The sequence below is a fragment of the Arthrobacter sp. SLBN-100 genome, from assembly GCF_006715305.1.
Lineage (GTDB): Bacteria > Actinomycetota > Actinomycetes > Actinomycetales > Micrococcaceae > Arthrobacter.
On record NZ_VFMY01000001.1, the window covers coordinates 1,294,502 to 1,306,415 of the forward strand.

The window sequence follows — 11,914 nt, forward strand, 5'->3', positions numbered from 1 at the left end:
CTTCATGGTTGCTTCGCCCCCCGCCTCTCTCGTTCCTGATAGGCGAGCATTGTGCGGGTTTCGGCTTCACGTTGCCGCTGTTTCCGGGCCAGTTCCGGGTCAGTGTCAGCCGTGAGCTCGAACGTCACTTGCTTGTTGTCCGGCCGCACGTCCAGCGCCGCTTCCCGCAGCATCTCCGTAAACACGAACTCAGCGGGCGCGCCCAGGCACGGCATACCGGAACCATCGGCGTCCAGGTGTTCATAAGTCCGGTAGTTCTGCATGACAGAGACGTTTGGCCGCTGGCATCTGGGGCATTTGATACGGGCCAGCACGCGGCGATTACTTCCAGCTGTGCCGCTCATGCTGTGCCGCCCTTTGGGCGAAGCAACACAGCAATGCGGTCGAGTTGATCGCTAGAGAGAGGAGGCGCTTCAGCAACAACCTTGCTGATGTACTGCTCCAGCTTGGCGGCGGCGAGATTACGCCGGGCTTCTTCTGTTGGCTGCCCATGGCGTACCCGGCAAGCCACTTGTGCCCGAGCCTTGTAAATGTCTTTTGACATCTGCCCGACAAACTCCTTCAGTACGTCGTACCTAAGGCTGTCGGGAGGCCTTCTTATGACTTCTATCTAAGCTGGTGGTTTCTACTGCGCCAAGCAACGGGCCGAAATCAGACGCAGTTTGTGAACGGCAGTGTGGCCGGTTGACTCACATGCGCCACTCAATGCGGACTTGCTCCGGGTCGAAACCGCGGCCCTTTCCCGCCGGAAGCAAGGTGACTGTCAGAAGCGACCGGATGATCTGGCGCTGGACTCCGAGCGGCAGGCCGTACCAAGCCGCTGCTACATCGTCCGCTCCGATGAGCGCACTGGCCGGGTTCAGACTCTCGGCAGAGCTGATGGAGTCTTCTACCTGGGACAAGGCTCGGGTGAGCTTTCCTGATTCCTCCCGGACGGCTGCTGCTGACAAGAGCCCGTCAGCCAGGAGGGATGCCAGAGCGTCGCGCCGTTCCCGCAGATCAGTTGCTTTCCGTCTCAAGTCGGTTGTGTTGTCACCGGCAGTGAAAAGTTGAGCCGCGTCCGGAAGCGAGAGCCGGGCGATAATGACGCGCTGCACAAGGTCATCCACCTGCTCCAGACCGCGCTGCAGACAGTACCCGCCGAAGCAGCGGTAAACCATCCGCTTGATGCCCTTGTCCTTTGACGGGACGGGAGCCGCGAACATCTTGCTGCCGCACTTTGCGCAAACGGCGATTCCCGAAAGGAGGTACTTTGAGTTCAGATCGTCTGGGGCGGTGCGACGGCGAGGGTCAGTCAGCATTTCCTCAAGACGCCGGGACGTGTCCTCGTCCAGAATGGCTTCCCACTTGCCCGATGCTTCCTGGGCTTCGCCGTTGTAGATCCGCTTTCCGGCATAACGAGGGTTCATCAGGACCCGTCGGATCTGCGTGACTCCCCACTTGCCCTGCTCCTTCGTGGTAGTGGTGAACCCGTCCGCGTTCCACTGCCTCGCAACACTGCTCAGCGTTGCGCCGTCCAGAATGGCTTTCGCTGCCTGTCGGATCGCTTCCGCTTCCAGCTCCACGGTGAAGACGCGGCCATCTGGTGTCCGGTCGTAGCCGAACGGACGGCGGCTCCAGAAGGCCTCTCCAGAGGCTGCACGCTGCTTGTTGGCGGCCTTTTGACGGTCGCCTTTGTGCGCGGTTTCCATAGCTGCAATGGCAGTCAGAATCTGAGCCACTGCCACCCCAGTGGGATCGCCCAGATCGAGGGACACACCGTGGACGCATGCGATGTTGACCCGGTACTTCCGTCCGGCTTCGATGATTTTCGAGAGATCCCTCATTGACCTTGTGAGTCGGTCCAAGTGCCAAACGACGATGCCGCTGATAGATCCGCGCTCGACGTCTTGCAGGAGCTTTTCGAAGGCTGGTCTGGCCTTGCCGGAGGTGGCGCTGATGGAGTTGTCAGCGTAGAGCTGCGGGCTGTCCCAGCCTTTGGCTTGCGCCATCAGGCGGCAGTCCGCCTCCTGGCGCTGCACGGCGGCCTCGTGACCGGTTTTGTCCTCAGACTGCCGCACATATACGGCGGTGGTGCTCATGCTTCTGAGAATACTACTAGGACTGCACGAGCGGTACCATCATGGCTATTTCTTTCTTTCCCGCTGACTCCATCAGGTCACGCTTGGCCGTATCCCGTACATCCTGTGCCTGTGCTCGGAGCACGTCAGCAAGAGGTGTGCCCCGCTCGACAGCCACCACGATGCCGTCCACGAACCGAACGAGAGGCGCGAGGTCTGTCCGCGCAGAGAATTCCTGGAGGGCCTGGACCAGGGGTTTGCCCGCCCTCGTTTCTGCAAGGACCTTCGAGAACTCCTTCGTGAGTTCACCCTTGGCGCTGCGGCAGACCCGGTCCAGGGCGCCGGTGGCGCTCTCCCCTGCACTCACTGCAAGCGCCATGAGTTCGGCCAGGCTGGGGAACTCTGCCATCATCCTTGATTCCCTGCGCTGGATCTGAACGCCAAGCCAGTAGTCGCGGAACATAAAGCCACCGACGGCGCTGCCGAGGACTGCGGCTGCTGACAGCAACGGGTTGAACTTGCCGGAGGCGGCACCAAGAATAATGAAGGCGATCGCGACCCCGAACCCTGCAGCTGCCCATAAGAGTTGTTCTGCCCTGAAATCGACCGGGGATTTGTTGATGCCCGCCTGCGCCAGTCTTCTGGCCGTAGCTTTGGACACGGGGTTCAGTCTGCCCACGGCTGCCAGCCCGTCGCGTAGAAAGGGGCGAAGAATCCGTTCCAAGGGACCGAACGGCGTGACATTTTGCTCCCCGGCGCGCAACAACCGTGATTCGAGGTTTTGTGCTTTCAGCTGCGGCTCGATGCGTTGGGAAAGCGTGACGGCACGAATAAGGGGCGAACGAAAAATGATGAGCCACAGTCCGATGCCCATCAGCACCCCGCACAAAACCGCGGATGGTGAAATTTCCATCACCTGAGCACCCTCTCGTCCTGTGGGAGTGCACCTATCCGAAGCATGATGGAGTAGCAGACCAGGGAGACGACCAGGCCGCCAAGCAGAACGGCGGCCCCCACCGGGGTGTTGTAGGCCTGCACCGCTTCCGGTCTCGTGGCTAACAGCATCATGACGATCCACGGCGCGGCAACGGCGAGCCTTGCGGCATTGATTGTCCAGGACTGCCGTGCCTCCAGCTCGCTGCGCGTACGCGCATTTTCGCGCAGAAACTCCGCCAGCGTCCCAAGGAGCTTGCCAAGGTCCGAGCCGCCCACTTCCCTGGTCAGGCGGAGGGCTTCGACGATCCGGTCTGCAACCGGGTCAGCGAGCCTGTGTTTGAGCTGGTTGAGCGATGCTTCGAACTGGCCGCCCGCCCGGTAGTCGGCACCGAAATCACGGAATACGTGCCGGAGTTCTTCGGGTCCCTTGTCACCCAGCTGGATGAGGGCTTCTGGAAGAGGCAACCCGGCCCGGATCGCGGAACGCAGGTGGTCAACGACGTCCGGCCAGAGAGTCCGCAGCAACGAGCTCCTCCTCTTTGCCTTCCAGCGCAGGACAGTAATCGGCAGCCAGGCACCGAAGAGTCCGAAACAACACGAGATCGGCCAGGAGCGGGTGGCCGCGAAGAACACCAGGGCGACGAAAAGCCCGAGGCCAATACAGGTGCCAAGCAGGCCGCCCGCGGACACTTTCTCGACGCCGGCCCCGGCAAGGAGGTCGGCGAGACGACTGGTTTTTTCCTTAGCAACTGCCCGTTTCGGCGACTCCCAAAACGACCACCAGATCAGGAAGAAGCCGGCGCCAGCCGTTACTCCAAGGAGAGCCGACATCATCGCGGATCCAGCAGCGCCGCGACGTCATATCCCGCCCGGGAGAACTTTTCCTGCGCCGGCATGGAGTTGGCGCGTGGTTGCAGCATGCCTTCCACCACGGTGAACACCGGAGACGATTCGATGATGCCGTTTTCCACACGACGGCCCAGGGACAGGATTTCGGTTACTTCCCGTCGTCCATCCGCTCTGCGGCCGCAGTGCACCACCAGGTCAATGCAGGACGCTACGGTGGGCACAACAAAAGCCGAGGATATGTTCTCGCCTGCCAGCAGTGGAAGCGTGCAGATCTTCGTGACGGCGTCATGGGCAGAGTTCGCGTGGACAGTACACATCCCTGGCAGCCCTGAATTCAAAGCAATTAACATGTCCAGGCTCTCAGCTTCCCGGACTTCGCCCACCACCAATCGGTCAGGGCGCATCCGGAGCGCTTCCTTTACGAGCCGGCGCAGTGGGATTTCACCCTCGCCTTCAAGGTTTGGTTGGCGGCACTGCAAGCCCACGACGTCCCTCAGGGGAAACTGCAACTCGAAAATCTCCTCCACCGTGATGACTCTTTCCCGGCTCCCGATGCTGGCGGCCAGGCAGTTCAGCATTGTTGTTTTGCCAGCCTGGGTGGCTCCTGAGACGAGGATATTGAGCCCGCTCGAAACGGCCGCGCCAAGGAATCGGGCGGACTGGGGCGTCAGGGTGCCGAGCTCAACCAGGTGCTCAAGCCTGCTGGCTTTGACCACGAACTTCCTGATGTTGACTGCCCAGTGCCTGCGGGTGACGTCCGGGATGACTACGTGGAGCCTTGACCCATCAGGCAGGGCAGCATCAACAAAAGGCGAAGACATGTCCAGCCGGCGGCCTGAGCTCTTGAGCATCCGCTCCACCAAATCCCGGACCTGCTGCTCCGTCAGGCTGAGGGAGGTTAGCTCGGATTCGCCGTTCCTTGCGACGTAGATTTCGTTGGGCGCGTTGATCCACACTTCTTCGATGGTGGGATCGTCCAGCAGCGGTTGCAGCACGCCGAAGCCGGCAACCGCGTCGAAGAGGAACCTGCGTGCGGCATCCAAGGGGCCGATTGGCGGAAGCGGCCCCATCAGGGCACGTTCGTCGTAATCGGTTACGGCTGCCTCAACGAGGCGGCGCACTTCCCCGGCCTGGTGCAGCGGATCTAGCCCCCGACGTCGGATCAGCTCGCGGACTTCGTCCTCGACAATTGCCAGCGCGTCCATCTATTCCCCAATACAACTGCCGCCCCCGGCGGAGGCAGTGCAACTGGGTAAAGCCTAGGGAGCGTACAACACGCTGCCAAGTACCTGTTCGGTTCCTGTGGACAACTGTTGATGGAGTACAAGGAAGCGCGGCGCAGTGCAAGCCCGCCAGACGGTTACTCGCTGCCATTCAAATTCGCCGTTGTTCCGGCCGGGGCTGGGCGGAGGACCTTCCGGGGCAAGTGGCGGGCGAAGCTATCATGGTTGTGGTGCTGGTGCCCCCAAGTAAGGGCGGTGCCCTGACGTTGGCCTCTGTCGAAAAAGGGCCAAGGGGCCAGTCCAAAGGAACGAAGCCAATGCGCGCCGCCTTCAACCCTCGGAGTTTAAGTGACCCAGACCCATGTTGCCCGGCGGTATCGGGAGTGTCGGGTGCCGAGGTCGGCGCCCGAAGTTCCGTCACAAACCCGGCGCAGAATGCTCGGCCTAATAAGCGGATTGCTTGTAATGTCAGCGCTCCTATGGTTCGGACATCAGGGTGTTCTCCGCGGTTGGGGGCTTTTGGCGTTGACAGCGCTCTTGGTTCTCGCGGTCCCAACCTCACGGCAATTATCCTGGCGAATAGTCATCGCCGGGGCGACGTTGTTCGGCGCCTTTCCCTTACTCTGGTGGATACCGGATCCTCGGGACCTCTTCAGTTGGGGTTTCGTGCTGCTCGCGATGCTTGGATCTGGTCTTACCCTACGAGTTATTGGCTCAGCCAATCGAGGAAGGGCTCTCAAATCACTGCTGCCCTCTTTTAGTAAGGCCGACTACTACCTTCTAATCGCTGCTTTGATTGGCGCCACTGCACTGGCACCCTATTTCTTCGTGTTCACTGGACAGGAAGCGCTGAGTGTACTGCTCACCAGCTGGGATAACTCTTCACACTTCAATATGTACAACATGCTTCGCGCCCACGGGACGGTGATTCCAATGGCCGGCGTTCCTGAGGAAGGACGAGTGTGGAGCTTTGTTGAGTACCCCCAAGGGTTCCACGCAGTTGTGGCCACGCTGTCTGAACTTGTGGTTGGCCCGCAGCCCGGGTCCCTGTCCCAGGAACTAATCGCCTACAGCCGGCTGAGTTCGCTAATGGCTGTGGCATCAGCAGTCCTCGTGACGGCTGGCCTCATTTGTGTACCTTGGATCAGGCGACGCCCCTTGGTGAGCGCTCCCTTCCTGGTACTAGTTGCCACTGCTTGGTCCTTCGGCACGGCTTCCCACGCGACATTCTTTGCTTTTCAGAATTTCCTTTTGGGAGTTGCTCTCCTCGCTGCTCTCATGGTGATCTCAGCATTCGCAGATTCACTTGCGAAGCCCATAATTTTTGCCGCTGCGGCGTCCACTGTTATCGGAATAGCTCAGACATGGTCTTTGCTACTGATTCTCGCCCTCCCTGCCGCCCTTTTAGCGATTGTTCCGTGGATTGGCAGGCGTTGGCATACTACAAGTGGCAATTGGGCAATTAATCTCGCCACCGTAGTCCTTGCAATGACAGGATTGTTTCTGGCGGCAAAACAAATCTCGCGAATTGGAACCGAGGACGTTGTGGCCGCTCTGGGAAAAATAGAAAGCTCTACCCATGGGGTGGAGATCGCCACCCTCCTTGTGGGGGTCACTTCGTCTCTGCTGCTCGCGCATGGCAGCTTCAGACAGTTCTTCACGGGGCGCGGGACTCGGCATATTTCGGCGCGGCTGATCCTTGTGCCGCTCGTTGGGCTCGTTGTCGTCATCCCCTTGGGCGTGTACCAGGTAGCCACGTTCGGCAAAGTAACCTATTACTCCTTGAAGCTAGCCCTGGCTTTGGAATTGCTACTGCCAGTCGTAGCGTGCGTGACTGTCACGGCTCTTATCGACCGATGGCTTTCGACTCATCCGTACGTCCACCCGAGGCATCTTGTCATTATGTCTGTCCTGACAGCCGTGGCCTCTACACAGGTTTTCGGACTTACAGTCCCTGACACCAAACCGCTTGGCATGGAGCCGGTGGCGCCCTATCAAAGGGGCATGTCCGCGATTACAACCGAAACATCAACTAATGGTCCGTCGGCCGACGAACTGTTCCAAGCGGCCCAGTCTTACAACCCCCATCATGGTGATCTGGTCTTTGTCACCAGTCATGATCAAGTCGACCCGCTGCTGACGGCGACATGGTTTCTGTCACTGACCGGAACACATAAAGACAACACCAACAGCGTTCTCGCTGAGCTGCGGCCGCTGTACAGCGGCTACACCGGAAACTTGAAGCTGGCGGTCCAAAACGTCCTCGAGGAAGACAGGGACGTATCCATCGTCCTGGATAAGGAACTACGCAACTTCCTTGAGTCAAGCGGCTTGTCCGAAAATTTGCTGTCTCGCGTCGTCAGCTACAACTGATTTTTCCTGTATCCCGCGGGATTGTTTTCTTGCCAGCGCCAATGGTCTTGGCACATCTGCTGGAGGTCCCGGTGGGCCGACCAGCCAAGATCGGCCAAGGCTGCCGACGGATCGGCATAGCTGATTGCAGCATCTCCCGGCCTCCGCTCCCCAAACTCATAGGGAATGGACCGGCCCGCCGCCGTCCCAAAGGCTTCTATGACCTCCAACACTGATGACCCGCGGCCAGTCCCAAGGTTCCAGCGGAACACACCATTTTTCGCCGCCACGTAGGTAAGTGCGGCCAAGTGACCGGCAGCAAGGTCCATGACATGGATGTAGTCACGGACGCCGGTACCGTCAGGCGTGGGATAGTCGTTGCCGAACACCATCACCTTGTCGCGCCGGCCAACTGCGACCTGGGCCACGAAGGGGAGCAGGTTGTTGGGGATACCCTGCGGGTCCTCACCGATCAGACCGGACTTGTGGGCCCCCACCGGGTTGAAGTAGCGAAGCAGTGCGATGCTCCACTCAGAGTCTGCAGCCCCCAGATCAGACAGAATGTCCTCGATCTGCTCTTTCGTTCGGCCGTAGGGATTGGTGGCATCCAACGGCGATTTCTCGATCAGCGGGACCTCCTCCGAGGCCCCATAGACGGTAGCGGACGAGCTGAAGACCAGACGGCGTACACCCCATGCTTCCATGCTTTGCAGCAAGTTAAGCGTTCCCACGACATTGTTCTTGTAGTACATCAAGGGCTTTGCAACCGATTCCCCTACGGCCTTAAGGCCTGCAAAGTGGATTACGGCATCGAAGCCGCCCTCCGCGAAGACATTGTCGACGGCGGCAGCATCCAGCAGGTCAAGCTCCCGAAAGTCAACCAGCTTCCCCGTCAACTGTTCGACCCTGCGCAAGGATTCGGGGCTCGAGTTCATCAGATTATCCACGACTACGACGTCATGACCCTCTTCAAGAAGGCAGAGCGTCGTGTGCGATCCAATGTAACCGGCACCGCCGGTGACCAATATCTTCATACACAACAGTCTAGGGCGGCCATCAAACCTGGCTGCAAGCGCCGTCACGTCCAAGGGGGCGGGTGATCCCCGACGATAGGATATTCAGCATGACAAACCCTCAATCCGGCGCCTCGCACCGCCATCAACCTTCGTCCGACAAGGTACTGAATGTGGGCATTTCCATGCTCACTCTCGTCCCGGGCGGGATGGGTGGCAGCGAGACTTACGCCCGCGAGTTGACGCGCCAATTCGCTGCTTCGAGCACAGTCAAGGCAACCTGCTACGTCAACGATGGAGCGCGGGGTTTCTCACAGGGAGCGGACGAAATCGTGATTCCCGGGCTCAACGGCGGCGCTTCCACCGTTCAGCGATTGGCCACATTGGCCAAAGGGATGATCAGGCGGAAGTCAATTCTTGGCTCGATGCGTCCGATGGACGTCTTCCACGTTCCATTCACGGTTCCGCTACCCAAACCAGCCAAGAAAACGCCGTTCGTCCAGACCCTGCTCGACGTGCAGCATCTTGACCTCCCCGAGCTTTTCGGTGCGGCGGACAAGTTTTACCGTAAGATTTTTTACGAGAAAGCGGCCCGTGAAGCAGATGCGATTGTGACCATCAGTGACTTTGCCAAGGCGAGCATAGTCGATCACTTGGGAATTGATCCCGAAAAAATCTTTACGGCACACCTTGGGGTCAATGCCGAAGAGTTCACACCGAATTTGGGACGGCGCGGCAACTTCATCATGTACCCGGCAAGAGGCTGGAAACACAAGAACCACGCAACACTCTTCGAAGCCATGAAGCTGCTTGCTGATTCCAACCCCGAGCTGCGTCTCGTCCTGACGGGCGGAGCACTCGATACCCTGACAGACATTCCTGCCAACGTCGAAGTTCGAGGCCTCGTGCCCTTGGCCGAGCTCAGGGAACTGTATAGGACCGCCGCCTGCATGGTCTTTCCAAGTCTCTATGAGGGCTTCGGGCTTCCTCCGTTGGAAGCGATGGCCTCTGGATGTCCTGTCGCCAGTTCCACCGCCGGCTCCTTGCCCGAGATAGTCGGCGACGCAGCCGTCCTCTTCGATCCGCACGATCCTGAAGCCATTGCATCCGCAATTCGGACCGCCATCGCCAAGACCGAAGAACTGCAAATACTCGGATTGGGACAGGTGCAGAAGTTCACTTGGGAGCACTGCGCCAATGTTCATGAGCAGGCCTACCGCTATGCCTTCGATCGGCGTACCGGGGACAGCTCCACCGCCTGAGCCCGCGGGCGACTTCCCCCGGGTCAATTCCCCCGGCCCTATATAGTGGCTTTAGCCCAGCAAACAATACCTAAGGACCTTTCCCATGCCCCGTGCGCTAATCACCGGAATCACTGGCCAGGACGGCCTGTATCTCGCCGAGCTTCTTGTTTCGAAGGGCTACGAAGTCTTTGGACTCATTCGAGGACAAAACAACCCCAAGCACGACTTGGTCCGCCAGACAGTCCCTGACGTCAAGCTGCTGACCGGAGACTTGACCGACGTCTCTTCGCTCGTGCGCGTGCTTGGCATCGCCCAGCCCGACGAGGTGTACAACCTTGGGGCTATTTCCTTTGTTGCCTACTCCTGGGAGAACGCCTCCCTGACCAGCGACGTGACTGGCAAGGGTGTCCTCAACATGCTTGAGGCAACGCGCCTGTACGCAGGTGACGACATCTCCAAGGTGCGTTTTTACCAGGCGTCCTCATCCGAAATGTTCGGCAAGGTCCAGCAGGTGCCCCAAACAGAGGAGACCCTTCTCTGGCCAAGGTCGCCGTACGGGGTCGCCAAGGTGTTCGGCCACTACATGACGATCAACTACCGTGAGTCTTACGGCATGCACGCCTCAAGTGGCATCCTCTTCAACCATGAATCGCCGCGCCGCGGACCGGAATTCGTCACCCGCAAGGTCTCACTTGCCGTTGCACGCATAAAGCTGGGCCTGCAAGATGAGATCGTGCTTGGAAACCTCGATGCCAAGCGCGACTGGGGCTTCGCCGGGGACTACGTGGAAGCAATGTGGCTTATGCTCCAGCAGCCGGATGCTGATGATTACGTCATCTCCACCGGCGAAACCCACTCCATTGAAGAACTCCTCCAGGCGGCATTTGACGCGGCAGGGCTGGATGATTGGCGCCAGTATGTTCGGCAAGACCCGCGTTTCATGCGTCCTGCCGAAGTTGATCTTTTGATCGGCAATGCCGCTAAGGCGCATGAAAAGCTCGGGTGGAAGCCGAAGGTTTCCTTCAACGAACTTGTTCGGATGATGGTGGAGAACGACATTGCCGAGCAGTCGGCCCTGATGCGGTGAGTCCGCAGAGTGAGGCTGTGACAGGTGCCGCGGGCATCGCCTTCATCACTGGCGTAACCGGGCAGGACGGTTCTTATCTGGCGGAGTCCCTTTTGTCTCGGGGTTGGGAGGTGCATGGCCTTGTTCGCCATGTGCCTGCTACTCCCCATAACAATGAGGGCGAGACCGCCGTGGAGGGAGTCGAATATCACCTCGGCGATCTATCGCAGCCGAAAGAGCTTAGCTCGGTCCTGGAATCGATCAAGCCGGACTTGGTATTCAATCTGGGCGGCATCAGCTCGGTATACCAGTCATGGCAGCAGCCCTACGAAACTGCCCTGGTTTCCGGCGCCTCCGTAGTCTCCATGCTCGAGGCGACGTGGCAGTTACAGCAGGCAACCGGGAAGGAAGTGCGTTTCCTTCAAGCTTCCAGTGCGGAACTGTTCGGCGAAGCAAAGTCTTCGCCCCAGAACGAGATGACGCCCATCAGGCCCGTATCCCCATACGGCGCTGCAAAGGCGTTGGCCCATCATGCAGTCGGTGTCTACCGGGGACGGGGCTTGTTTGCCGCGTCTGCAATTCTCTACAACCACGAATCAATGCGCCGGCCGGCCAAATTCGTGACCCGCAAGATCACCGCCGGGGCCGCCGCAATCGCAGCAGGCAAGATGGACAAGCTCGCATTAGGCAACCTCAACGCCGTGCGCGACTGGGGCTGGGCGCCGGACTTCGTAGATGCCATGGAGAGGATCATTAACGCTGCTGCCCCTGACGATTTTGTGGTGGCCACCGGAATTTCCCATTCGGTTCAGGACTTTGTGGAAGCCGCTTTTGCGGCAGTTGGCATTGAGAACTGGCGCGCGGTGGTGGAGCTCGACGAATCTTTGGCACGTCCCACTGACGCCGCCGACATGAGGGGCGACATCACGAAGATATCCTCCGAGCTCGGATGGCGGCCATCCATGGACTTTAAGTCCCTGGTGGCTGCGATGGTGAGAAACGACCAGGCTCTGCTGGCAAGGGGCTGCTCCTCGCACTCCTAACATCTGCAACAAAAGGCACTCTAGTTACATTAGTAACATTGGTGCTACATTGGCCGGGTCACTACGACTGTGGGGGGGCGGCTTTAGTGTCTCCGCGTCGGAAATGACGAACCATTTCCATTTGTCAT

General features: G+C 59.3%; 11 protein-coding genes. 4 read left to right on the top strand and 7 right to left on the bottom strand.

Going from position 1 to position 11,914, the window contains the following annotated elements:
* Positions 1–2 precede the first annotated feature (2 nt).
* The 6 genes from FBY31_RS06045 to FBY31_RS06070 form a co-directional block, all read right to left on the bottom strand.
* On the bottom strand, positions 3–263 hold the full coding sequence (locus FBY31_RS06045) for a hypothetical protein (RefSeq protein ID WP_142038120.1): 261 nt from the start codon (positions 261–263) through the stop codon (positions 3–5).
* Positions 264–340: 77 nt separating this feature from the next.
* Entirely contained in the window at positions 341–544 is a 204-nt protein-coding gene (locus FBY31_RS06050) for a hypothetical protein (protein ID WP_142038123.1), read from the bottom strand.
* Positions 545–689: 145 nt separating this feature from the next.
* The gene (locus FBY31_RS06055; protein ID WP_142038125.1) at positions 690–2,081 is read right to left on the bottom strand and encodes a recombinase family protein; all 1,392 of its coding nucleotides are present in this window, start codon (positions 2,079–2,081) and stop codon (positions 690–692) included.
* Positions 2,082–2,097: 16 nt separating this feature from the next.
* On the bottom strand, positions 2,098–2,973 hold the full coding sequence (locus FBY31_RS06060) for a type II secretion system F family protein (protein ID WP_142038128.1): 876 nt from the start codon (positions 2,971–2,973) through the stop codon (positions 2,098–2,100).
* Positions 2,973–3,827, bottom strand: a complete 855-nt coding sequence (locus FBY31_RS06065; protein ID WP_142045106.1) for a type II secretion system F family protein — start codon at positions 3,825–3,827, stop codon at positions 2,973–2,975. Before FBY31_RS06065 ends, FBY31_RS06060 begins: the two co-directional genes overlap by 1 nt.
* Positions 3,827–5,050: a CpaF family protein gene (locus FBY31_RS06070; protein ID WP_142038131.1), complete on the bottom strand. Its 1,224-nt coding sequence runs from the start codon at positions 5,048–5,050 to the stop codon at positions 3,827–3,829. The genes FBY31_RS06065 and FBY31_RS06070 overlap by 1 nt, the downstream gene beginning before the upstream one ends.
* 684 nt (positions 5,051–5,734) lie before the next feature.
* On the opposite strand from FBY31_RS06070, the gene FBY31_RS06075 reads away from it, so the two are divergent.
* Positions 5,735–7,441 carry a hypothetical protein gene (locus tag FBY31_RS06075; protein ID WP_235012943.1) on the top strand — a complete coding sequence of 569 codons (1,707 nt, stop codon included), beginning with the start codon at positions 5,735–5,737 and terminating at the stop codon, positions 7,439–7,441.
* Here FBY31_RS06075 and galE read toward each other — a convergent pair.
* Positions 7,432–8,454: a UDP-glucose 4-epimerase GalE gene (galE, locus tag FBY31_RS06080; RefSeq protein ID WP_142038137.1), complete on the bottom strand. Its 1,023-nt coding sequence runs from the start codon at positions 8,452–8,454 to the stop codon at positions 7,432–7,434. The two genes, FBY31_RS06075 and galE, sit on opposite strands and share 10 nt — an antisense overlap.
* A gap of 89 nt (positions 8,455–8,543) precedes the next feature.
* Here galE and FBY31_RS06085 point away from each other — a divergent pair, with 89 nt between their 5' ends.
* The 3 genes from FBY31_RS06085 (at position 8,544) to FBY31_RS06095 (ending at position 11,786) form a co-directional block, all read left to right on the top strand.
* Positions 8,544–9,695 (top strand): glycosyltransferase family 4 protein, encoded by a 1,152-nt coding sequence (locus tag FBY31_RS06085; RefSeq protein WP_142038139.1) that lies wholly within the window; start codon positions 8,544–8,546, stop codon positions 9,693–9,695.
* Between the two features lie 85 nt (positions 9,696–9,780).
* A complete protein-coding gene (locus tag FBY31_RS06090) occupies positions 9,781–10,764 on the top strand; it encodes a GDP-mannose 4,6-dehydratase (RefSeq protein WP_142038142.1) in 984 nt (327 codons plus the stop codon).
* A gap of 17 nt (positions 10,765–10,781) precedes the next feature.
* Complete coding sequence (locus FBY31_RS06095) at positions 10,782–11,786, top strand: GDP-mannose 4,6-dehydratase (protein ID WP_200833320.1); 1,005 nt, start codon at positions 10,782–10,784, stop codon at positions 11,784–11,786.
* The last annotated feature ends 128 nt before the right edge of the window (positions 11,787–11,914 follow it).